25 protein-coding genes are annotated in these 24,471 nt (G+C 33.0%); 2 read left to right on the plus strand and 23 right to left on the minus strand.

All coding sequences use genetic code 11. The features are described 5' to 3' along the window. Positions 1-4 precede the first annotated feature (4 nt). From AC3ITQ_RS19295 to AC3ITQ_RS19395, 21 genes are all read right to left on the minus strand, one after another. The gene (locus AC3ITQ_RS19295) at positions 5-1,405 is read right to left on the minus strand and encodes an exopolysaccharide biosynthesis polyprenyl glycosylphosphotransferase (protein ID WP_489235757.1); all 1,401 of its coding nucleotides are present in this window, start codon (positions 1,403-1,405) and stop codon (positions 5-7) included. Beyond that, positions 1,375-1,785, minus strand: coding sequence for a VanZ family protein (locus AC3ITQ_RS19300; protein ID WP_489235758.1), 411 nt, complete (start codon positions 1,783-1,785; stop codon positions 1,375-1,377). The genes AC3ITQ_RS19295 and AC3ITQ_RS19300 overlap by 31 nt, the downstream gene beginning before the upstream one ends. Before the next feature lie 85 nt (positions 1,786-1,870). After that, entirely contained in the window at positions 1,871-4,210 is a 2,340-nt protein-coding gene (locus AC3ITQ_RS19305) for a GumC family protein (protein ID WP_489235759.1), read from the minus strand. A 49-nt stretch (positions 4,211-4,259) separates the two neighbouring features. Beyond that, positions 4,260-5,024, minus strand: coding sequence for a polysaccharide biosynthesis/export family protein (locus AC3ITQ_RS19310; RefSeq protein ID WP_489235760.1), 765 nt, complete (start codon positions 5,022-5,024; stop codon positions 4,260-4,262). Between the two features lie 240 nt (positions 5,025-5,264). Then, entirely contained in the window at positions 5,265-6,017 is a 753-nt protein-coding gene (locus tag AC3ITQ_RS19315) for a glycosyltransferase family 2 protein (RefSeq protein WP_489235761.1), read from the minus strand. A gap of 117 nt (positions 6,018-6,134) precedes the next feature. Next, positions 6,135-7,079 (minus strand): UDP-glucuronic acid decarboxylase family protein, encoded by a 945-nt coding sequence (locus AC3ITQ_RS19320; protein ID WP_489235762.1) that lies wholly within the window; start codon positions 7,077-7,079, stop codon positions 6,135-6,137. After that, positions 7,076-7,906 carry a glycosyltransferase family 2 protein gene (locus AC3ITQ_RS19325; protein ID WP_489235763.1) on the minus strand — a complete coding sequence of 277 codons (831 nt, stop codon included), beginning with the start codon at positions 7,904-7,906 and terminating at the stop codon, positions 7,076-7,078. The genes AC3ITQ_RS19320 and AC3ITQ_RS19325 overlap by 4 nt, the downstream gene beginning before the upstream one ends. Continuing rightward, a complete protein-coding gene (locus AC3ITQ_RS19330) occupies positions 7,899-8,450 on the minus strand; it encodes a DapH/DapD/GlmU-related protein (RefSeq protein WP_489235764.1) in 552 nt (183 codons plus the stop codon). The genes AC3ITQ_RS19325 and AC3ITQ_RS19330 overlap by 8 nt, the downstream gene beginning before the upstream one ends. Positions 8,451-8,452: 2 nt before the next feature. Then, the gene (locus AC3ITQ_RS19335) at positions 8,453-9,571 is read right to left on the minus strand and encodes a glycosyltransferase family 4 protein (RefSeq protein ID WP_489235765.1); all 1,119 of its coding nucleotides are present in this window, start codon (positions 9,569-9,571) and stop codon (positions 8,453-8,455) included. A gap of 3 nt (positions 9,572-9,574) precedes the next feature. Continuing rightward, entirely contained in the window at positions 9,575-10,648 is a 1,074-nt protein-coding gene (locus tag AC3ITQ_RS19340; protein ID WP_489235766.1) for a glycosyltransferase, read from the minus strand. 40 nt (positions 10,649-10,688) lie between these two features. Beyond that, complete coding sequence (locus AC3ITQ_RS19345; RefSeq protein ID WP_489235767.1) at positions 10,689-11,354, minus strand: acyltransferase; 666 nt, start codon at positions 11,352-11,354, stop codon at positions 10,689-10,691. 2 nt (positions 11,355-11,356) lie between these two features. Then, entirely contained in the window at positions 11,357-12,496 is a 1,140-nt protein-coding gene (locus AC3ITQ_RS19350; protein ID WP_489235768.1) for a glycosyltransferase family 4 protein, read from the minus strand. Next, positions 12,493-13,812, minus strand: a complete 1,320-nt coding sequence (locus tag AC3ITQ_RS19355) for a hypothetical protein (protein WP_489235769.1) — start codon at positions 13,810-13,812, stop codon at positions 12,493-12,495. Before AC3ITQ_RS19355 ends, AC3ITQ_RS19350 begins: the two co-directional genes overlap by 4 nt. 14 nt (positions 13,813-13,826) lie before the next feature. Beyond that, on the minus strand, positions 13,827-15,068 hold the full coding sequence (locus AC3ITQ_RS19360) for a glycosyltransferase family 4 protein (RefSeq protein ID WP_489235770.1): 1,242 nt from the start codon (positions 15,066-15,068) through the stop codon (positions 13,827-13,829). Beyond that, complete coding sequence (locus tag AC3ITQ_RS19365) at positions 15,065-16,147, minus strand: hypothetical protein (RefSeq protein ID WP_489235771.1); 1,083 nt, start codon at positions 16,145-16,147, stop codon at positions 15,065-15,067. Before AC3ITQ_RS19365 ends, AC3ITQ_RS19360 begins: the two co-directional genes overlap by 4 nt. A gap of 76 nt (positions 16,148-16,223) precedes the next feature. Further along, on the minus strand, positions 16,224-17,537 hold the full coding sequence (locus AC3ITQ_RS19370; RefSeq protein ID WP_489235772.1) for an MATE family efflux transporter: 1,314 nt from the start codon (positions 17,535-17,537) through the stop codon (positions 16,224-16,226). Between the two features lie 51 nt (positions 17,538-17,588). After that, positions 17,589-19,001 carry a UDP-glucose 6-dehydrogenase gene (locus AC3ITQ_RS19375; RefSeq protein ID WP_489235773.1) on the minus strand — a complete coding sequence of 471 codons (1,413 nt, stop codon included), beginning with the start codon at positions 18,999-19,001 and terminating at the stop codon, positions 17,589-17,591. A gap of 53 nt (positions 19,002-19,054) precedes the next feature. Next, complete coding sequence (gene gmd / locus AC3ITQ_RS19380) at positions 19,055-20,179, minus strand: GDP-mannose 4,6-dehydratase (RefSeq protein WP_489235774.1); 1,125 nt, start codon at positions 20,177-20,179, stop codon at positions 19,055-19,057. A gap of 97 nt (positions 20,180-20,276) precedes the next feature. Next, positions 20,277-21,230 (minus strand): GDP-L-fucose synthase family protein, encoded by a 954-nt coding sequence (locus AC3ITQ_RS19385; protein ID WP_489235775.1) that lies wholly within the window; start codon positions 21,228-21,230, stop codon positions 20,277-20,279. Between the two features lie 32 nt (positions 21,231-21,262). After that, positions 21,263-22,264, minus strand: coding sequence for a mannose-1-phosphate guanylyltransferase (locus AC3ITQ_RS19390; RefSeq protein WP_489235776.1), 1,002 nt, complete (start codon positions 22,262-22,264; stop codon positions 21,263-21,265). Then, entirely contained in the window at positions 22,254-22,688 is a 435-nt protein-coding gene (locus tag AC3ITQ_RS19395) for an adenylyltransferase/cytidyltransferase family protein (RefSeq protein ID WP_375033110.1), read from the minus strand. The genes AC3ITQ_RS19390 and AC3ITQ_RS19395 overlap by 11 nt, the downstream gene beginning before the upstream one ends. A 160-nt stretch (positions 22,689-22,848) precedes the next feature. Here AC3ITQ_RS19395 and AC3ITQ_RS19400 point away from each other — a divergent pair, with 160 nt between their 5' ends. After that, on the plus strand, positions 22,849-22,971 hold the full coding sequence (locus AC3ITQ_RS19400) for a hypothetical protein (protein WP_489235777.1): 123 nt from the start codon (positions 22,849-22,851) through the stop codon (positions 22,969-22,971). Positions 22,972-23,290: 319 nt separating this feature from the next. Continuing rightward, complete coding sequence (locus AC3ITQ_RS19405; RefSeq protein WP_489235778.1) at positions 23,291-23,755, plus strand: UpxY family transcription antiterminator; 465 nt, start codon at positions 23,291-23,293, stop codon at positions 23,753-23,755. 95 nt (positions 23,756-23,850) lie between these two features. On the opposite strand, the gene AC3ITQ_RS19410 is transcribed toward AC3ITQ_RS19405, so the two are convergent. Together AC3ITQ_RS19410 and AC3ITQ_RS19415 are read right to left on the minus strand one after the other, a co-directional pair. Continuing rightward, positions 23,851-24,054, minus strand: a complete 204-nt coding sequence (locus tag AC3ITQ_RS19410; RefSeq protein WP_194655958.1) for a helix-turn-helix domain-containing protein — start codon at positions 24,052-24,054, stop codon at positions 23,851-23,853. 73 nt (positions 24,055-24,127) lie between these two features. Next, positions 24,128-24,361 carry a helix-turn-helix domain-containing protein gene (locus AC3ITQ_RS19415; protein ID WP_072973991.1) on the minus strand — a complete coding sequence of 78 codons (234 nt, stop codon included), beginning with the start codon at positions 24,359-24,361 and terminating at the stop codon, positions 24,128-24,130. Between the last annotated feature and the right edge of the window lie 110 nt (positions 24,362-24,471).

Genomic DNA, 24,471 nt, shown 5'->3' on the forward strand with positions numbered 1-24,471 from the left:
TTAGTTAAAAAGCATTTTTATCTCCTTTCAAGGTTACAATAACTGTTAATAAGCAAATTTTAATATCAGTGATTAAGCTCCAGCGTTGCACATATTCGATGTCTGTCGTAACGCGGCGCTTCATATCGGATACTTTTTTGGTTTCGCCTCTAAGTCCCGATACCTGAGCCAGACCAGTAATTCCCGGTTTGACAAAATGACGAACCATAAAATTATTAATATGACCATTGTAGTCTGATGTATGTTTGATCATATGAGGCCGTGGTCCTACTATACTCATTTTTCCCATCAGGACATTAAAAAATTGAGGCATCTCATCGAGACTAGTACGTCGAAGGAATTTCCCGATAGGTGTAATTCGGCAATCTTCTCTTTTTGCCTGTTCACTTTCATCCCCCATATTTACATACATACTTCGGAATTTATAACACCAAAAATGTTCGTTTTTTTTACCCGTTCGCATTTGTTTGAATAAAACAGGTCCTTTACTTTGTCTCTTAATAAGAATGGCTAACAAAGGATAAAGCCATGACAAAATAAAAATAATGACCAACATGCTGAAAACAAGGTCAAATATTCTCTTCACTAACCGATTGTAGGCATTTTGTAATGGTTCAAAACGTGGTTTGATGACATGAAAATTATTTAAATGGCTGGAATTAAAATGTTTTTTTGAAATGGATGAAAAATCAGGAACAAATTTCAAACGCATACAATGTTTATCTCCCAGCTCAAAGAAATAATTCAAATCTGAGATGAAATCAGGCTTAGATACTATGAATAATTCATTAATATTGTCTCTGGATGCATTATCAATAGCTTCGGAAAGCGCTTCACTGAAATCTTCATTATTTATGTATTCAACAGAAGAATTTTCATTGAGAATACCTACGAAATCAATAAAAAAAGAGTTGCTCTCTAAATGAGATGCCAATTCGATACTTGTTTTGTTAAATCCCCATATCGCAACTGTATAACGTTTGAAAACCCATCCTTTAATTTGGCCTATAATTACAGTAAATAAAATTCTGGACAGCAAAAAATAGAACAGCAAAAAACTTATTTGAAATAAATTTGCCCTGCTACTAAAGAAGTACAATACATTATCCTGAAAAATAAATATATAACTGTGCCACAGTATTCTTTGTGTGAAGAAAGCACGCCAACTATTGCGAAAAAAAGTTTCTAAACTGAAAAGAACATTTACTTTATATAATTGAAAATAAGTAACCGAGAATAACCAACTTAAAATTGTAATTGGAATCATCTTGTTAAGAAATAAGGCATTCCATCCAATCTTTTCTTCACTTGCATAATTCAAAAATAGTATGGTAGCAAATACCATAGCGATCATGTCTGCAATAGCACAGCAAATTATGAACGTAAATTTATGTCTGTTTCGCATTTCTGATTTTTTTTAAATAAATTGTAACCTACTGCCCCTATTACACTTCCAATAATTCCGTAAAAAACGTCCATGAAATCCGGACTCCTTTTATGAATTAAAAATTGCCCGCCCTCAGCTATACAAACAATTATTGTCGCGATACCAATATTTTGTATAAAATTGAAATTTTTAGCAGGATTTAATTCATTTGAATTCTTGTACTTCGTATAGGCTTCGAGTAAAAAACCGACAGCTATAAAAGGAATAGCAGTACGTAAATTATAATAATGATTACTCCACTTCAAAAGCCAGTTTGGTAAATAGCTTTCACTTTTAAGGCTGGGATCAGGTAACCAGGAAAAATAAAAAACGACAGCGATAATTAAAAGCAATATCATTAGAAGTATTTTATGAACCATTTTTATCTTTTAATATTAATAAACAGTTTTTTGTTTGAGATGGGTTTGTAGCACCAGACTATTATTAGGCTTCTTTCATCGTAAGGCCTCTCTTATACCACGGGCGTCTTACTTTTACCTCCTTGTATTGATAACCATAGTTTAGTCCATAGCCGTAGCTATAAGCGGTTTTCATATTTACTCCGTTTATAAGGATCCCTACATTTTTCAACTGCTCTTTCTTAATAAAATTATTTATGTGAACTAAATTGCTTTTATCTGTAAAACCATATTTTACTACAAATACGGTAACATCAGCCAAATAACTAAAATTGAGTGTGTCAGATACTATTTGTACCGGAGCAGTATCAAGTAGTATAAAATCATAAAGCATTTTTGCCTCTTCAATTAAGGATTCAAAATTAGAATTGGTTATTAATTGTGAAGGATTAGGAGGAGCCTCTCCTGCAAATAAAATATCCAGGTTTTTAGAAAAAGTAGTATCTTTTTGCACGAATCCTTTCCAGTCATCACTTTTATTAGCCAGGAAATTGGTGAGCCCTAATTTATTTTTATCCACTTTAAAATAATCATGCAATTGAGGATTTCTTAGATCGACACCTATTAGCAATACTTTTTTATTAAGGTTACTAACGGTTATAGCATTATGAAATGCGCTAAAGGATTTCCCTTCTCCCTGAATAGAAGAAGTAAACAATATTACTCGTCCTTTCTTTTCCTCTTTTTTTGGTAGTAAATAAGATATATTTGAAACCACAGTACGTGTTGCTTCCGCTATCATAGAACGTGAAGTAGCCGTGTTATCGAGTTTTTCACCATTATCTACTTTAGGAATGTACCCCAAAATAGGAATATTAGACATTATTTTCAGAATATCGTCTTCGTTATGTATTTTGGTATCTAAGACTAAACGCAGGTATATGAATCCAAAAGGAAGAAGCAAACCAAACATAAAAGCACCAAGCAAAAATGATTTTGGTTGCGGAAAGATTGCCGTATAATTCGTTTCGGGCGCGTTTAAAGTATTTAAATTTGATTCTAAAATCGCACCATTCAAAACAGCCTCTTCCCTCTTTTGTAATAATGCTACATAGGTTTCTTCTTTCATACTTAGATCACTATTGATATTGCCCAAAACTTTATCTTGTGTAGGAATGTTTTTAACTTTTGATTCGGCAATATTTTCTTCCGATTTATTAACTCTGTTATTTTGATTTAAAAAGTTCAAATAACCTTCTAAAGTATTCACTATCTGCTGCTTTTGACTAGTTAATTGGGTTATTAAAGTAATGTAGGCAGGATTGTTTTTTTGTGCTCTTTCCAGGATTACTTCACTCTCAAGAAGTTTTGCATTATAATTTAAAAGCATTTGATTAACTATCGGTGATTCTAAATTATAATCTGTACCTAAAGTTTGGGTAGCACCAGATCTCTTAATATCACTAATAGCATAACTAGTAAGTGTAATTTGTTTTTCATTAAGCATAGAGCTTTCTTTTTTCTGGCTTCTCTCGGCGGTTCTTTCGATAGCATAATTGTCCATTACCGCGATATCATTATTTTGCAAATATTTTTCTTTTACACTTTCAATAGAATCTTTTTCTTTAGTGAAAGTTCTTATTCTTTGATTTAAGTAAGAAACCGTATTTGTAAATAATTTTTGCTTGTTGATAACAATATTTTTATCCAGCAAAATGATAATTTCATTTAATATTTTTCTTGAAAGCACAGGGCTTGAACCAGTGTGATTTAATTCTATTGTTCCTTTTGACTTTTCATCGGATAAAACGATAAGCGATGACTTTAGATTTTTTAAAGCAATAGCGGTAGGTTCAAGACTCACTTTATATTCGTTTTCGAAATAATAGGCTGGATTTTTCTTCGCTTTTTGAGACAACTGAATTTTAAATGGTAAACCTTTAATGATCTGATCTCCTTCGTATCCTTTAACGTCATACTTTTCTTCGGTATCAGGATCTGTAATGGTAAATCCTTCTTTATTTACTTTAATGTCATAAGAAACTTGTGGTAATGAATCATTAGAAACCGTAAATTTCAAAATGAAGGGAACTTCATTTACATTATTATTTTGGATGGTATATACTTTTTCAAAATAGCTAATATTTAAATTCACATTTTTTACTACATCCATCAAAAATTCATTAGAGGTAATTAGACGGATTTCTTCCTCTACATTATCATCATCATTTTTTTGATTCGTAGTGATGGTAATTATTTTTGTTTTGTCTTCTTGTTTTTTATCTATAAAGATCAAAGCCGAAGTTTGGTATGTTGGTGGTACTATTTTGATAAAAATAAAAGCGGCACCTACACATAAAATTAAGCTTAGCAAAAACCAAGGCCAATACTGTAAATACTTTAAAAACTCTTTTTTTAAATCCATAATTATTTTAATTAAGTAGAAAAATGTAAAATTCTCTTTTATATCAGTATTAATCTGTCAGCAAAAGAATAACTGTTAAAATAGAGGCAGATATCGCCAGCAGTTGTATCGGGTCCTTGATTAATCCCCCGCTATTTACTTTTAGTTTATTAGGTGTTACCACAATAACATCGTTTTGTCTTATTCGGAAATTTGGATTAGACATCCAAGCAGCCGTAGTTAAATCGATGTGGTAAACCAAACGCTTTCCGTCTTGTTCTCTAATAAGTTTTACATCTTTTCGAATGGCTGAATACGTTAAATCTTTTGCCAGCCCTATTGCATCAAGTAAGCTAATAGACTCTTCACTAAAAGATATTACACCTGGAGCATTTACTTCTCCCAAAATGGTAAATTTATTATTGAGAACGCGAACCTGCACTGTAGGATTTACTAAATAACCTTCATTTACAAGACGCCCTTTTATTTTTATCTCTGCATCGGCCGGTGTTAAACCACCCACTTTAATTTCGTTTAAAATTGGCAGCGTGATATTCCCATGTGGAGTCACTAAATAGCCTGATAATCTCATCATTTCTACTGATGTTTGCGAAGTCGCAGTCGTATTTATATTAAAAGGCGCAGCTACTAAAGGGTTAAGATCACCAACTTCAACTTTTAAAATATCATTCGGTTGTATTTTACTCGATGTATAATTTAAATTCGAATTCGCATAGTTATCTAAATCTTGTAAATACAACATTTGCTTTTTGGTTGTACAAGACTGAAGCATCAATAAAAGCAATAAAATAATCGAAAGGAAAATTTTCTTCATTTTAACTGTATATATATTAATATTTATCTATTCCAGATTCTAATCAATTTAAAATGAAAACTTTTTCAGAGCTAAAAATATCCTTATTCAGAATGTTTTCATAAACGAAAAAAGTTTTCATTTCCTGGTTACAATTACTGGTTTTATTTAATTTATCTATTTGGCAAATCCTGCTGTTAACCCACTTTTTCGCTGGTGATTTAGACTATCAAAAAAAGTAGACAGATTAATTTTGATCTTTTATAAATGCAGCATGTATTGTCTTAAAGCAATAGTCTTTTTAAGAAAGACAGTCTGAATTGCTGTTAAACCATGAAACTTATAAATCTTATAGTCTTCATATAAAACTTCAAACGCAGATTTAAAACTGGTACTCATACCTCCCATTCTCATTCTAACGATGTAAGAATCGATATAACTCATCTTAATTTTATATTTGTACAAGTAGCGAAGTAAGAATTCAGTATCTGATGCTATTTTAAAATCAAGGTTATAAGCACCATTATTATCTATTATTGTTTTCTTTAGGTAAACAGTAGGATGCAAAGGCAACCAACCTTCTTTAATTTTTTTGAGACTAAAGACACCCCCTATACGATCGCGAATCAGACGTTCTTCCTTATCGTTCGAAACATAAACACCATCACCATAAACGCCATCAATACTAGGGTCAGCATTAAAACGAGCGGCAATTCTTCCAATGGCCTTTTTATCATAAAATTCATCATCAGAATGCATCAAACCAACAACATCTCCTGTTGCCAATTTGAGTCCTTTATTTATTGCATCATACATTCCACTATCAGGTTCTGAGACAAATTTGGATATTTTGTCTCCGTAAGATTCAATAATTTCTTTTGTACCATCTGTAGAATTGCCATCAATGATAATGTATTCAATATCATGATAATTTTGTTCCAATACACTTTTGATAGCTTTTTCGATAGTAGCTTTTCTATTGAAACATACGGTTATAATAGTTATTCTCATCATATAGATTTTAAGATTAATACTAACTGAATTTTTAGCGTATAAAAACCTGATCCCCCAATAAAAAACTGAGAAAAAAAAGTAGAAATAAATTGTATTATTTTATAAAAAAGAGGTTGGCTATAGCTTTACCAATAGCTTTTCAAAATAGCTGATGGTAGTAATCAGACCTTCTCGCAATTGTATTTTAGGCTCCCAGCCATTAAGCTTATTTTTTGCCAAAGAAATGTCTGGCTGTCTTTGTTTGGGATCATCTTGTGGTAAATCAAGATGAATAATTTTCGATTTGGAACCTGTCAATTCAATAATTGCCTGTGCCAGTTCGAGCATCGTAAATTCGTTAGGGTTGCCTAAATTTACCGGACCCAGAAATGAAGGTTCAGACCCCATCATACGAATCATGCCTTCAACTAAATCATCAACGTATTGAAATGAACGGGTTTGCAAACCATCTCCAAAAATGGTAATATCTTTTCCCTGCAGAGCCTGTACAATAAAATTCGAAACCACTCTCCCATCACCCGGGTTCATATTAGGCCCGTAAGTATTAAATATTCTAATGATTTTAATGGCAACTTTGTTCTGATTGTGATAATCCATAAATAAAGTCTCGGCACAACGCTTTCCTTCGTCATAACAGGAGCGAATACCTATTGGGTTTACATGCCCCCAATAGCTTTCGGTTTGAGGATGTACCAACGGATCTCCATACACTTCACTAGTACTGGCTTGCAATACTTTAGCATTAACACGTTTGGCTAATCCTAAAACATTGATGGCACCCATTACAGAAGTTTTAATTGTTTTTATCGGATTATATTGGTAATGAACAGGAGATGCAGGACAAGCCAGATTGTAAATCTCGTCAACCTCAGCGTAATAGGACTCTGTTATGTCGTGTCTTACCATTTCAAAATAAGGATTATCCAACAGCTCAATTATATTGGATTTAGCTCCCGTAAAGTAATTGTCCAGACAAATCACTTCATTTCCTTCATTCAACAATCTTTTACACAAATGAGAACCGACAAATCCAGCTCCTCCAGTTATCAATATTCTTTTCATTTTAATTCGATGTTATTTTTGAATGAATCAATTTTGGTTTGAATTTGAAAAAAGTAATGTGACTTAAAACGTGCCAGATAAAATCCTTCCTTACCATCTAAAAAGCCCAATTTAAAAAAGTAAGAACCTAAAAAATAGACCGCAGGAAGTAGTCCTGTATTAATAAGACTGTATTTAATTTTTTGATTGAAAGATAGAAGGGTATTTTTCGTTTGCTTTAACTGCAGGTATCTGTGGGCTTCCCAAGTAGAATAAGCGTTATGTTTGGATATGTAATGTTCTAAGTTTTTAAAATCTTTATGAACAACTTTCGATTTAATAACCCCAACCTTACCCTCAATAATTGGATGTTCATGTACCTCCATGTCTAAATGGCTCCACAAATCTTCATCGATTTTTTCATAAGCGCCCTTTGATTTCTTAAAAAGAGCCGACTTTTGAAATCCATACCCATATTTAAGTTTCCTTCCCATAAAATAGTTTTCAAAACGTATTGTGAAACCATTATAATAGGGATCGTGGATTTTGATACCGACTTCGTTTACAAATTCATCAGAAACAAATTCATCAGCGTCCAAAAACAAAATCCACTCGTGGCGAAGGTCAGCATTTTGTAGTGCCCAATTGCGTTTTTTTGGAAATTTACCATTCCATTGGAACTGCAATACTTCGGCCCCCTTGGTCTTTGCAATAATCGGAGTATCATCAGTGCTGCAGGAATCTACTACAATTATTTGATCAAAACGCTCGAGTTTATCCAAACAAGATGGTAAATTTAAAGCTTCGTTCTTTACAGAAACGATTACAGAAATTGGAATTTTATTCAAAGCTTCTAGGTTTTATAAGTTTGGCAGGATTTCCTCCTACTATGGTATTTTTTTCGACATTTTTAGTCACTAAACTTCCTGCTCCTATAATAGCATTTTCTCCTACTATTATGCCAGGCATTATGATAGCTCTTACCCCAATAAAAACATTTCTTTGTATTATTATTTTACTCGTTATCAAATTCATAGCAGGTTCATTAAATGCATGAGTACCAGTACACAGATATACTTCCTGGCCTACTGTGGCGTGCTCAAATATTTCTATAACTCCCAACGTATAAGCATTGGCCCGATCACCCAGGCATGCGTGATCGTGTAAGATCAGGTTCCATGGAATTTGAATTCTTGCCCTTTGATGCACAAATGGTTTTCCATAAATTTTACATCCGAACAATTTGAGCCAAAACAACCTCCATGAATTAGCAGGTTTTGGAGTCCAGGTACAAAATAATAACCAAACATATTCCCATACTATCATTTTAATACGCTGCGATACAGACCATGGTGAATCGTACGGTGAATTTTGAGAATACTTTTGTTTCATTCTTAATTTTGGGTGATTTTCATAGACTCAAATTCATTTAAGAATTCTGCTGCTAATTTTTCATTGGAATGTGTATCATTTACCATCAAGCCTGCTGTTGCTAAGTCATTGATTAGTTGCGGATTATTTATTAAGTCTTTAAGATACTGACTCAAAATTTCGACTCTTCTTTCTGCGCGATGGTCGAAACACAAACCATTTTTATTATGAATTAAAAAATCTTTGAAACAATCTAAATTTGAAACTATTGTAGCACATCCCCAACTCATAGCTTCTAAAGGTGAAACGCCAAAAGTCTCACCTTGTTCTGCTATAGAAGGATAGACAAATACAGAGGCTTTTGAATATATTACATTTAATTTATCGATATCGAAAATAGGTTCCAAAAATCTCACGTTGCTATTTTGGGCTAACTGTTTTAGTTTATCCAGATAAGCTCCTCCTCCTCCTCCGGTTTCTGTAGAATAAGGACCTACAATAAGTAATTGCCAATCTTTTGCGTCAAGGGAAACAAAAGATTTTATTAAAATATCTAAACCTTTTTCAGGATGAATTCGACCCGTATATAAAATTATTTTTTGCTTTTTTGAAAAATCAATAGTAGTTGTGTTTCTGTAAGGTAATGTATTTGGTATCATAACGACCTTATCAAAATATTCGGTCTTGATTTCATCTTTTATTGCTTTTGCTACAGGGCTGGAATTAGCTCTTAAACGTGCATTTTTGGTATAAAATTTCATTTGTCCTTTTGGCATTCTCGCGACATCTATCATACATTTTTTCTTTTGCTTCAATGATAAAATAATAGGCAGCCAAAAGGTATTTGAAATTATGATATCTGTATTAGTGGCAATTTTTCGAACAGCTTTTAAAGTGTAAAATAAATCCAGAATCTTTAGTACAATACCAGAAGATGGTGCTTTATAGCCTTTTACTCTAATATGGTCAATTCCATCTTCACTTTCAACATTTGAAAGTCCTTCAAATGATTTTGAGATATAGTTTACTTCGTGTCCCCGATTCGCAAATTCTTTTGCTAAACCGTACCACATTTTTTCAACAGCTCCGCCCATTAATGGGGGCACAGGAAAAAAAGCGCCCTGAACTATTGTTATTTTCATCGCTTAGATATTCTTATATAATTCCAACATTTGCTTACCCATTACTTCCATGTCGTATTTATTTTTCACTAGTTCCCGTCCTTGCCTTCCCATAACTTCTAATAACATGATTGGTGCATTGAAGGCTTTAAATAATGCATCTTCTAAATTCCTAACCGATAAATCAATCCACCACCCACATTTATATATTTCTAAATCTTCCCACGGTGTACCTTGAGTTGTTATTACCGGAACCCCTACTGCCAGAGCTTCGGCAACTACGATTCCAAAATTCTCGCTATGCGTTGGCAGTACCATTACATCGGCAGATCGCAAGAAGTCCCACTTTTCTTCACCATACTGTGCTCCAACAAAACGCACATTTTCTAAATCCTCGACACTTTGAATTAGACTTGCCATGTAATTTTCTTCACCTGTCCCTGCAATTTCAAGAGTCCAATCCTCTGTATAACAATTTCTCCAGGCTTCCAACAGGATTTCAATACCTTTTTTAGGATGAATCCGGGACATAAATATCATTTTTTTTGTTCCGTAACATTCCTTAATCACTTTTATATCACTTAAATAAATTCCGTTTGGAATAATATGAATAGGATTTTTATAACCTAAAGCTTTAATATTTGCTGCCTCCATTTGAGCAGTTGCATGAAGACATATTGACTGTTTCAGAGCTCTCTTTTGATATAAAAACAATGCAATCTTTTTTTTGAATGAATTATGAGCCAGAATCCAGGGTTCCAGCATGCCATGAGGTGATACTACTACTTTTATTCCCTGTTTTTGCGCCACATTTTGAAATCCCCAATTTTGAGGGGTCCAAATTCCGTTAATATGTACAATATCAGGTTTTTCACTTTTAAGAAAAGAATGAAACTCATTCATTAAGGAAAACCATCGAAATAAATTGCTGTTAAAAAACTTTATTGGAACACCTTCAATATTTATAGGGTCCTTAGAAATACCTGTAGCAATGCTAAAGGAGGTATCTTTTTTTAATGCTGCGCTCAGCAACCGCATATATTCTGTGGTTCCACCGCCACTTTTATCAATACTAGCTATATAATGAATTATTTTCATGTCTGGATCATTATGTTAGTTATGTTGATAGTTTGAGTATTCAATAGACAAAACCTTTTTGTCTATTAAAATATTTACAATTTTTTGACAGTTCTTTGATTTCTTTAGCAGGATTCCCACCGTATAATCTGTAAGGAACTGTAAACTTTTTATTTAATAAGGCATTTGCTCCAAGCACAGAATTGGCTGGTAAAGACGCGCCGCCTAAAATAGTTGAAGCAGTTCCAACAAAACAATAATCTCCAATAGTTATGGGATGACTGTCCTGAATATTTAATTCGATATTAATTGAATGGGTAAGCAATTGACTTGAATAACCTGCAATTGTAACAAAATTGCCAATCTGAATCATGTTAGTGCAGTCTATATGATGTTTTTTTGTAATAGCCGAATGTTCTCCAATTATTAAATTCGATTTGCGATCTGGCTGATGTGAAAAATGCTTAGAATTAGTGTTAGTAGGAAATCCAGTGATCCAGTTACCTCTTGCAATGCTCGAGTGTTTTCCAATTATCATTAAATGCAAATGTACTGCGACATTAAAGTTTCCAATATTAGAATCCAAATCCATAATCAGCCTTTTAGGATAAATCCATGAAAAACCAATTCTGGCTGATGAATGAATATCATATTTAAAAAAATGAATCAGAACAAATCGTTTTAAAGGCCAAGGCAATAAAACGGTTATTATTTTTAGTACCAACATGATTAATTTTCTATTAATTCAACATATTGCCGAATTGTATTACTGAAATCAAATCGTTTTGCATTTTCATATCCAAGTTTAATGGTAGCGTCCCTAAATTTTATATCATTAAATTTTAAAAACTGATTTGCAAAAGAGCTTGCATCGTTTGGATCAGCATATAATGCAGCATTTCCGCCTACTTCATCCATCATAGGAGCTTTATTGCTTGTAATAACAGGCGATCCGCAAGCCTGAGCTTCGATTATTGGCCAGCCGAAACCTTCAGAATAAGAGGGAAAAATCATGGCCTGACACCTGGAATAAAGTGCTATAATTTCAATATCACTAGGATTCTGTATTTGCAAAATTTTATCGGAAACATTTAATTTTTGAATTAATTCAAGCAGTTGTGCATTTAGTACTTCTCCGGCCAAAACTAATAATCCATCCCAATTCTGTTGCAATTCATAAATCATATAGATCAATAATTTTCTGTTTTTACGTTCCAGATCAGAACCTACATGCAAAATAATGTCCTTGCCTTTTAGTTGTTGAAACTTATTTAATACTGCCTGAATCTGCTCTTCTGGCAAAGGCACAAACTTTTCAGATAAAGCATTATGAATAATTATCCAATTTTTGTTGCTATCACCTTTTGTATCAATCTCTAATAATTGATTTAGTGTAAATTCAGATACTGCGGCCAGTTTTTTAGCTCCTGATAAGGCTTTTAAAATTATCTTTTGCAATACTTTGCCAGATTTTGTGGCATGACAATAAGTATCTCCAAATCCAAGACCCGCTCTTATTGCTAAAACATCATGACAGGTGATAATTGTTTTCTTTTTAGGTAGAAAATAAAGGTAAAAAGCATTAGAATGATCACAAATATGATAACTTACTGATCTAAACAAGATAAAATTTATGCTTCTCGTAACTAAAAGCTGAATAGGGAATAAAAAAAACTTGTCTATATATCCTAACCATTTCATTACGCCTTGCCTATTTAAGCTTAATTTTCTGAATATCTCACCAGGACGAATCACTTTAACGTGAAGCTTGGATTTTGTGTATCCTTCTGCCATTAGAACTTCAAAAATTTGCATACTAAATTGCTTGTCGGGCTTATAATTACCAATTAAAATTATTCTTCTAATCATAAACTATTTTTTTTCGACGAAGTTTCTTCCTTTTTTAAACTAGCCATAACTAAACCCGTCATTATAACTGCATAACCTAAAATACTGGGTTGAGCCCATTGTCCTTGAAATATTGCTATGCAGGCAGCTCCGCAAATAATAAATGGCAGAAGTTTTTCTTCTTTCGGTAACTTTATAGACTGAACAGCGATACTAATTGCTAAAACGATACGCAAAACCATAAGTCCCCCTCCAAGAATAATTCCCTGTTCACCTCCTATGCGACTAAACTCTGTTTCTCCAACCAGAAAGACAATTTTACCTGTTAACATTTGAGCACCGGCATTTGTTCCCATACCTAAATTTCCTGCAAACAGTGGCTGATCAAATAGTTCCAAGATAGGTCCGATGAATTCATTTATGGCCCTTAAAAAAATTGAATCCGTTAAACCTCCGCCAGTTACTTTATTCACGGTATCTACTCGATCCATAAATACTTCAGTACCTAAACTAAATATTGTAGAATATTTTTGTAAAATGAGTATCACTAAATAGAAAGCAATACCACTAATAAGCAATTTAACTAACATTTTGGCTGAAGTTACTGACGCGATGATGGCGAATAAGCCTACAATAGCAACAGCCACAACGGCACCACGGCTTATAGTAAGAGGCAACGCAATAACTAAGGCAATGGTACTGGTATAAAGTAGAATTTTGGAACAGTAATCCTTAGACAACCAAAAATAAAAAACGAAGACAGAGACCGCTGTATAGAAAATAGACAAACCTGAAATAAACGAAAATGTTCCTGGTGGCCTGCTGTAACCCATCGCTCCGGAAAATCCTGCACTTCCCTCTCCTCCAACACCAATATTTATAAATGCTGATTGAGGACTTATAAATTGAAAATAAACAATAGTTGTCATTAAAATGTTCATTACTAAAAGAAATCGTCCGACTTTTAGCACATCTTCTTTTACCAGAACTTGTCCAATTATAAAAATAAGTGGAAAATGAAGCAGCATAATTCTGGCACCATAAATACCTACGAAAAGATTTTCATGCCCAAATGTTAGTGTAATTACTAACCCAAACAAGGTAAATATCGATCCAAAAATAATATATGGATTTATAAATTTTACATTCTCATATAAAGCCCTGCCTATTATAAAAATAGCAACAGGATCACGTACAATCAGTAATGGTGTAGCCAGTCCTGGTAAAACCCATTTACGTAAAGCACCTTCAAAAATCCAAAGTAAAAAATACAACCAAATAGCTATTTTTAAAAAGTTATATCTTGGTTCTACTACTTCTTCTATCGTACTATCCATTTATTCTATTTGTTTTAAATCTCTAACGAAGAAAGTGCATCAGCCATTTCCTGTCCATAAACAGACCATGGTCTGGCTTTAGCTTTATTTTGAGCTGCTAATCCGAATTGTTCCAGTATTTCTGGTTTTTCCAGTATTTTAATAAGAACTTCTTTCAGTGCCGATGAAGAACCGGCCGGCACAATCCATCCATCTTCGTCATCCCTGATCAGATCCGGTCCTGCAGTACGATCTGTTGTAATGACTGGTACTCCTTGCGACATTGCTTCTGTTATTACCAAACCAAAACCTTCAAAAAGAGAAGGAAAAACAAATACATCATGTTCACTCATACAGGCTAATATTTCTTCATGAGGTAAAGACGGAATCCATGTGTGTTTTTCTAAGGCTTCATTCAGTGCAGCGCAATTAGCTACTGCTTTTTGACCTACAACAGTCAACTCTACTTTATTTTGCATTCCTTCAACTGCTTCAAATAAATAAGAGATCCCTTTTCGTTGCGATAGACCGCCTATAAATAAAACTTTAAGCTTTCTATTTCCAAGCGGCTGATAGTTTTTCTTTTGCTTAACTTCCGGAAATCCATACGGAATTACTTTTATTTCCGGTAAATCTCCTGAATACTCTTTTAATGTCTCTTTGGTAAAACTACTTGCAACAAAGAGCACATCGGCCAATGCTAATTCCTGATCTTTTTTTTGGAGTTTATCTACTGAGTCATTAAATCCCGTAAGTGTGCCTGACCAATCAGGATTGACGTCAAATTCTTCCTGCAGTAATAACCGGGCACTTTTCCAATAACCAATAGGTAAGTCATAAATACAGCAAAGTCCTAATTGTTTTGCTTTTTTAAAGGTAGACAATGCTCCATCTTCATAGGCATAGACTCCTGACAGGCCTCTTTTTTTTGCTTTCGCTAAATTATTTGAAACCCATTTATCATGCTTTTGATAAACTTTGTCAATACAAAAAACACCATTTTCATGTGCAATTAAACTATCTAAATTCAATTTTGAAGTTAATAAACGTCCAAACTCAAAAAAAGAGTTTGATCTTGTGTAAGGTTGCCATGTTTTATCTAAACTTCTTCTTTTTAAATCTTTTAATTTGGGGTTACTGCTTAATTTGTATAATAGCTGCCCCGGGAATATTGCTATCGACGTAAATAATTTAAAAACTAGCTTATTTTGCAATAATCCAATCATCAGATTTTTTGAATTCGCATTTAATGTTGGATGAGAAACCAATAACTTCATGATACGAAAATTGAATTAATAAACTGTGTGGCCATATTTTGCGTATCAGGAACTTCAATATCCATCGGAATTATATTCAAATTATTTTTTTCATATTTAATCATTTGTGGTATAATGTACTGTCCCTTTATTGGGGTCCATTCGCGTGAAACACAAATCGTATTTAGCTGATGCTCTTTGTAGGCCGCATAAACTCCGCTTTTTTCACTTTGGTAATAAGGTGTTGTAGATATTCCAAAATCACTATCACGGAGTACTTGTGATATTACATTTTCAGATTGTACGCCTAAAACCTCATAACCTATTTTATAATGATCAAGTATAGAGGTGTAACTTGTAAGTTCCGGGCCGTTTTTACCAATAAAAACAAATTTTATTGGTTTTTCAAACTTATTTGAAGTACTCATTAAATCAGCAACAAAATCTTCAAAAGGAGCTCCATTATGAATTGTACCAAATAAAACAAACTGCACAAATTCCACAGACTCTTTTTTTATTCCTGTCAAAGGTATATTACCACAAATTGGTAAAATTTCTGCACTAATATTATGAGATTGCAGAAAGAATTGATATAATTTATTTTGAGTACTTATAAAATGTGTTTTAGTATTATGAATTACCTTTTTAGCTATAATTTGTTGTAATCGACCAATACATTTGTGTTTGATAGAAGATTCAACATCGATCCCTAACCATAATTCATGAAACATTATATGCCACTTATGATTTCCTTTTATTTTTTTTAAGTAAGACGGAAGCCAAAATGGCAATCCTTTCGGGTTAAAACTATAAGGGACATATTGTAAAGAAATCCAATCGGGTTCAAAAGTTTTCAAAACACTTTGTAACCAAATTAGGCGTTGATTATTGGGAGTTGAAATAGGTATTCTATGTACCAGTACGTCCGTTTCTTCTGTTATTTGAGTTTCACTGATAAAAGAATTTGCCTGATGGTCACATAAAGATAATATTTGAGCTTCATGGCCAGATTTTATAAGTTTTCCACATAATCGACGAGTATAATCGCCTACACCATCATTACCAATTTCGGCTGAGCCGCAAATAAAAAGAATTTCCATATTGTCAAATAAAACTGTCTAAGAACTTACTGATATTAATAATTACTTATTTTTCTATTTCTCTTAAATCCCATTTTTATTGGGTTAATTCTTTATCATTATTTTTTATTAGAAAAATATTATATAAACAAAACAAAATGGTTTGCAACAATGAAACTATTCCTAAGGCTATATTAAAAAACAAAACTCCTTTTAAGCTCCTTAAATCTAATGCACTTGCAAAAAAAACAATCGAAAACAAATTAATTAAAATTGACACTATTGGAGACATAGCCCAACCTCTTGATGTATATAAGTTAAAAACGACTCCCCCTAGTAAGCCAATGCAGCTACTAATTATACTTAATAACAACTCAAATTGCAAACCTTTGTAAGCGTCTCCAAGTACCCATAGAATTGGAGTAGGAAATAAATAAACTATTAAAGCGATAGCATTTACTAAAACAAGCAAGAGCCCCATTATTTGCAAGAAACGGTTAAGCAATAGATATTTATCTGAAACTAATTTGGCAAAGTGAGGGATAATTAATGTTGCAATTATTACATTGAAAATGGACAACATAACACTTACTTTACTTAAAGCACCTAATTGAGCCAAAGAATGTGTATTGCCAAAAATAGAAACTAACCAAATTGTAATTTGCCCTGAAAAACAGTAATAAATAGAGGTTGGAAGTATCCGTTTAACTAAGCTTAATATTTCACTTCTCACTTCTTTGTCAGGCTTTTTGTCTTTGTCAGCCATAGTATAGACTATTTTTCTTAAACCAACATTTCCCCATATACGAGGGATACCTGCCGTTAATATAGCTACAAAAGCCCAGGGAAAAACAAACATAGTTAAACCTGATAAAAATAATCTGGCAACTCCTACCTCGATTTGATTTCGTTGTAATGGTACAATAGTCTGGTTCAATTTAGGAATAATCTCTAATAAAGAATCTGATAAAGTCGCATAAAAAGCAGGGATCAGCGCCGTTGCTATAAGTAATGCCATAATCCAACTAGCACCATTATGCAATAAAAGATAAAACAAAATAGGTACTGAGATTAACAAACTTGCAATTGCAAATTTTCTTCTTAAATCTAAACCAGTTGCTAAAACAGTGCCCATTTTTTGCTTATTTTCCCAAACTTTTCCTCCTTGAGCCATGACTCCCGGAACGATACCCCCGTCAGCAAGTACGGCCATCATCCCCAGCATTGTATTAGCTAAAGTATAAAAAGCATATTCCTGAACAGTTAACAAACGGATTATTAAAATACCCGAACCAAATCCTAAAATCTGTATAATAATTTGAGCACTTCCGGTAATCGAAAGCAATTTTCCCCAACTTATGACTGTATCATACTTAGGATGCTGTTTGAACTTTATCAAAATATTTTTCAAGGAATGAAAATAAAATGGTTAAAAAAATAGTTTTTTATGTACTCGATTAGCTTACCCTTTTCCAATTCCCTTAATCTGAAAACCAATTGTTTTTAATTTTTCTGCATCCAGAATATTACGCCCATCAAATACAAAAGCAGGCTTATACATTCTGGAATAAATAGTCGCCCAATCATACTTTTTAAATTCATCCCATTCAGTTAACACTGCAACAGCATGAGCTTGATCGAGAGCATCCATTGCTGTTTTATAAACGAAAATTTGTTTTATTTTTGATTCAATTTTCTGTTCTGTAAGTCCCTTTAATTCCAATATATAGCGCATATCGGATTTGATTTTTTCTTCAGAAACTTTTGGGTCATAAATATGAATTTCTGCGCCATCTTCAATGAGATGTTCTGCTACATAAATAGCAGCGGACTCTCTGGTATCGTTGGTGTTTTTTTTAAATGCCCAACCTAAAAAAGTTATTTTCTTCCCACTAACTGTATTAAAAAGCGTGTTGATAATATTCTTTGCAAAACGATATTTCTGATAATCGTTCAGGATAATAATCTGCTCCCAATAATTAGCCACTTCAGGTAAATTAAAATAGCGGCATAAATAGACTAAATTTAGAATGTCTTTTTGAAAACAAGATCCTCCAAATCCTACTGAAGCTTTAAGAAATTTTGATCCAATTCGAGTATCAGTTCCAATGGCATTGGCAACTTCATCTACATCTGCTTCAGTTACTTCACATAAAGCAGATAACGCATTAATCGAGGAAATTCTTTGCGCTAAAAATGCATTAGCAGTTAATTTTGATAATTCTGAAGACCATACATTTGTGGTTAAAATTTGTTCTGGTGACAACCAGTGCCTGTAAATATCAACCAAAAACTGAATTGCCTGTAGACCACTCTCCGTTTGTTTTCCTCCAATTAAAACCCTGTCGGCATTAAGTAAATCATCAATAGCTGTTCCTTCTGCTAAAAACTCCGGATTTGAAAGTACTTCAAATTTAACACCGTTACCTGTATGATCTAAAATAGTCTGTAATGTTTCGGCTGTCCGGACTGGAAGAGTTGATTTTTCGACTATTATTTTATCCGTTTTGGCTACTCGGGCTATTTGTCTGGCACAAAGCTCAACAAATTTTAAATCTGCCGCCATTCCTTTGCCTTCTCCATAAGTTTTCGTGGGAGTATTTACTGCTATAAAAATCATATCTGCAGCTTCAATTGCACGCTCTACTTCAGTTGAAAAAAACAAATTACGACCTCTTGCCTCACGAATTACTTCTGCAAGTCCTGGTTCATAAACAGGTAACTTATCCAGATCCGCCTCATTCCATGCCGAAATGCGAGCTTCGTTTAAATCTACAACAGTTACTTTAATTTCCGGGCATTTTAATGCGATAACAGACATCGTTGGACCACCAACGTAACCGGCACCTAAACAGCAAATATTTTTAATTTTCATTTAATATCTTTTAGGAAGCATAAAAAATTACGTTCTACTACTTTATTATTGGTTTACTCGAAATAATTTAAGATGCTATAACCAAATTCCTTTAAATGCTGTTCTTTAGCCATCAACTTTAAATCAGATTCCATCATTTCTTTTACTAATGCAGGTAAATCGTATTGGCATTGCCAACCTAGTTTAGTCCTGGCTTTTGAAGCATCTCCTATTAGTAAATCTACTTCTGTAGGTCTAAAATAATTTGGATCAACTGCCAATACTTCTGTCCCTATAGCAATCTGATAATCCGGGTTGCTACAATATTTCACAAAGCCTTTTTCTTCTACGCCTTTACCTTTAAATTCTAATTCAATACCTACTTCTGCAAAACTCATACGAACAAATTCACGAACTGGAGTAGTTGTCCCTGTTGCAATTACCCAATCTTCAGGTTCTTCTGCTTGCAAAATCATCCACATCATACGCACATAATCTTTGGCATGTCCCCAATCGCGTTTAGCATCCAGATTTCCTAGGTATAATTTTTCTTGCAATCCTAAAGCTATTCTTGAAGTTGCTCTGGTAATTTTACGCGTTACAAAAGTTTCTCCACGAATAGGTGATTCATGATTAAACAAAATTCCGTTACAGGCATACATTCCATAAGCTTCTCTATAATTTACGGTAATCCAATAGGCATACATTTTTGCCACAGCATAAGGCGAGCGCGGATAAAAAGGTGTTTTTTCAGTTTGGGGTACTTCCTGCACTTTCCCATACAACTCTGAAGTCGATGCCTGATAAATTCGTGTCTTTTTTTCCAACCCCAGTAAGCGAATCGCATCCAGAAGGCGCAAGGTTCCTAATCCATCTGCATTTCCAGTATATTCCGGAGTTTCAAATGAAACTGCTACATGACTCATCGCCGCCAAATTATAAATCTCATCAGGCTGAATTTGCTGAATTAAACGAGTCAAATTGGTACTATCAGTCATATCACCATAATGCAAAATAAAATTCCTGTTTTCTATATATGGATCTTGATATAAATGATCGATACGATCTGTATTAAACATAGAAGTTCGTCTTTTTAAACCGTGTACGATATAGCCTTTTTCTAGTAAAAATTCACTCAAATAAGCTCCGTCTTGTCCGGTAACACCTGTAATAAAAGCTATTTTTTTTAATGGATTCATAATGTTAAGTATAAGGCACAAGGCATTGTGTTGCAAAGTGCAAATTTTTAAAATCGTAACGATAAAATTTTTGTTGGAGATAAATTAAAAGGACCTACTAATAGATCTTTTCTTTGAAATTTTCAATGTTTTCCAAAAACCAATTGTAGGTTTTTTGAATTCCTTGTTCAAGATTGACCTGGTGTTTCCAACCAATCTTATGCATTTTAGAAACATCCAGTAATTTTCTTGGTGTCCCATCCGGCTTGTTATCATCCCAAATAATCTGTCCGGTATGCCCGACGATTTTTTGTATGATAGCAGCTAATTCTTTAATAGTAATATCTTCTCCGCTTCCCACATTGTACAAATGTCCCGGAAGTTCATTTTCTAAAGCAAAAATTACAGCTTCTGCCATATCATCTACAAATAGAAATTCCCGCATTGGTTTACCTGTACCCCAAAGAATAACTGAAGCATTATTATTTTCTTTGCCTTCATGAAATTTACGAATCATCGCCGGCAAAACGTGAGAACTGTTCAAATCAAAATTGTCATGGATACCGTATAAATTTGTTGGCATTAAACTCACAAAATCTTTTTTGAATTGTTTGCGTATGGCCTGGCATAATTTTACACCACTAATTTTTGCTAAAGCATACCATTCGTTTGTAGTTTCTAACGAACCTGTCATCAAATACTCTTCTTTTAAAGGCTGTAATGCTAATTTTGGATAAATACACGAACTACCTAAAAAGATAAACTTGCTTACACCCAACTTATGCGCTTCCCCAATAAGGTTATTTTGAATTTGCATGTTTTCCATCAAAAATTGATAGGGAAAATCATTATTCGCCATGATCCCTCCTACCTTTGCCGCAGCATCTATAATAACATCAGGTTTTATTTTTCGAAGAAAGTCCCGAACATCTTCTTGTTCTCTTAAATCCAATTCTTTACTTGAAGCTCCTATAAGATTATGGTAACCTTTTGCTTGTAAGGTTCTCCAAATAGCACTTCCAACCATTCCTTGGTGTCCGGCAATATATATTGCAGCATTTTTGTCGATCATTGTAGGCTCGTTTATAAAAAAATTAAAATGAATTATAATAATGGCGAAGCAATAGATTCTAAATGTTGATAAACTTGTTTTACCTCTTGAGAATTTTCTTTTTGCAAGACCATTAAGGCATCGGCGGTGTAAATTAAAATGCAATTTTTAACCCCAATAAAAGTAGTGTGTAATGAAGTTCCAATAGCAATATTTCTGTTTTCGTCAATTGGATGGCCTTTTTGCACCAGATAGTCATAAACCGATTCGAACGAACCCAGATCAGACCATTCAAAATGACCAGGGACTACTTTAATGTCTTTACTTCGTTCCATAACAGCATAATCAATACTTATCGAAGGAATATTTAGTGACAATTCATAATTCAGAAAGCCGTTTTGATTTACCTCCCAAACCGCTTTTGAAGCCCAATAAACCTCAGGCTCCTGCTTTTTAAGCTCTACTAAAAATTTTTCTGCTTTAAAGCAAAAAAGTCCACTGTTCCAAAAGTAATTTCCATTTTGAAGATAAGCTGTTGCTGTTTCGAAATCTGGCTTTTCATGAAATGCGACCACGTTTTCATTCTCAAATTCAATATAACCATAACCCGTTTCCGGTTTAATAGGTTTTATACCAAACGTAACAAGGTAATCCTGATTAGCCAGTACAATCGCTTTTTGTAAAGCAGCATCATATAACTGATTGCTTTCTATAATATGATCTGATGGTGTAATCAGTAAAATATCTTCTGGCTTTGATGCAAATGCAGCAAATGCAATTGCTGCAGCTGTATTGCGAGGTACAGCTTCTACAATATGAGTAAAAGACTTACTTAATTTTGACATAATGGCATTACTCATTTTGTAATTTTCTATATTTCCAACCACTATCGTTTTATTGGAAACAACTTGATTACGGTTCACTGTTTTTTCAAAAAGTGACTCTCCGTCAAAAAGTTCAAGATATTGCTTAGGCAGTGTTTTTCTGGATAGAGGCCACAATCTGCTGCCAACTCCCCCTGTTAGAATTACATGAGTAAGAGTACTAATTGCCATTACTGTTTATTAAAATTTCTTTCTGATACACTTCATGACGCAAATTGGTACTTGAAAAACGATGGTCTCTTATATTAAAGTACAACTCAATTCCTTTTTCTTCACAATAGCTTCTGCCTGTAAAATCTCTCTCTTTATATTCATCTCCTAAGATACGGACATCAATAGTAAAGGCTTTCAAAATATCTTCTAAGTCCTGTTCAGTAGCATAAGGAACTATTTCATCAACAAACTTACACGCTTTTAATTGTATGTAACGTTCGACAACAGTTTGGGTTGGTTTATTTTTTGTTGGGCGATCTAAGGTGGGATCGGTCTGTAAACCAACAATTAAATAATCACAATGTAGTTTTGCTTCTTCAAGCATTTTCACGTGCCCTGCATGTAATAAATCAAAAGCACTAAAAGTTATTCCAATTTTCATAAGCTTAATGTTTTTAAGTTAAAAGTAAGTTTGTTAATATGGATTTTGTAGTCGAAATACATTATTAACCTTGTTACAGGATTTTAATGCTTCTTTTTTTAGAAATGAAAAGGGGTTCCCCGTGAATAGCTACAATCTAGCTATCCAAAAAAGAAAAATTATGTTTAAAGAAATTAAAATTATTGTTCCTTATAAGAATAAAAACAATTCAAATTCAGACTTAAGAATCCAGAAATTAGAAATCATTTTTATCGGCTATATCAACAATGTTAATTTATGTTAAAATTATAATATTCATGTAGAATTAAAACTACATTTTCGTTGCTAAATGTCCTTACTAAGGAAAAAATGCTATTAAAAATGTAAAGGCTTACCGTACTTGGAATTAAATTCACAAAGTAATTAATACTTGAAACAGCACGTCTGATTATTAATAAAAAAGGCTGCAAACCCTCGTGATTGTTTAGATTTTGAAGAATGTTTATTTGCAGTGAAAAATTAAAGCAGAGCTATTACTCTTAAAAAAATCACTGAGGTAAATACAAAAGAGTAAATCTCTATTTAAATCATAATGTATTTTAATACAATAAATAATTAGGATTATGAAATGGTACGTCGTATACACTAGACCCAAATGGGAAAAAAGAGCCGCAGAACAATTAACCAGGTTTAATGTCAATTGTTATTGCCCTTTGATTAAAAAAATCATACAAAGATCTGATAGAAAAATAAAGGTCGAATCACCATTATTTGATCATTATATATTTGTACAATTGGAAGAAAAAGACAGAAATCTGGTTTTTAATTCACCTGGTGTGGTACGGTATTTATTTTGGTTGGGTAAACATGCTGTTGTAAAAGACCAGGAAATTCAGACAATAAAAGAATGGCTTAAAAGTGGCGATACTGCCAAAGAAATATCGGTTATGCAGTACCAAATTGGAGATGAAATACATTTGAATTCCGGACCATTTTGTGATCATAATGCTGTTGTCAAGGACATCACAAAAACGCATTATGTTTTAATTCTGGAGTCTTTGGGATATGTTTTAAAAGTAAAAAAATAAATATAGATACTAATAGGAAGTAAAAAAATAGAGTTCTTTTAATAATGAACTCTATTTTTTTTTTTGTGATTAACAAAAATGTTTTTTTTCTAAAATTAAGTATCCAATTTGAAAATTTCACTTTTTTTGATTCCTAAAATTTTCACTAACTTATCTAACTTTGATAATTTGAGATCAACCATTCCTTTCTCAATACTCTCATACTTTTTCAAACTCATTTCCATTTGAATAGCTATATATTCAGAAGTATGATTATTTTCTATCCGATACTTTTTGATTCTTAAATAGTAATTTTCCATAACTTTATTATTTAATTTACTCTATTTATGTCTCGCTATTAAAACTTTTAATTTTACATTTTTTCAGAATACTTTATTTTGCAGTTTCATTAAAAAAAATAGACACATCAAATTTAAATATGAACTCAATTGAAACATCTAAAACTTTTGAAATTTCAATTAATTTAGAAACAGTTAAATCGACATCTCCTCTTTCAATTTTACCATAACCACTAGGGCTCATTTTTAATTCAGCCGCGACAAACTCTCTGGTTAAGTTTTTTAATTCTCTTATTTTTCTGATATTTTCGTATACACTATATTTCATAAAAATAAAAAATTTTAATAATTCTTATCTTGAATTACTATTGTAGTTAAAAATAATTCGCCCTTCTTTCAATGTTATCAAAAAGTTAAACTTTAACCTTAAATGATAAA

It is taken from the genome of Flavobacterium sp. KH_001 (assembly GCF_057840745.1).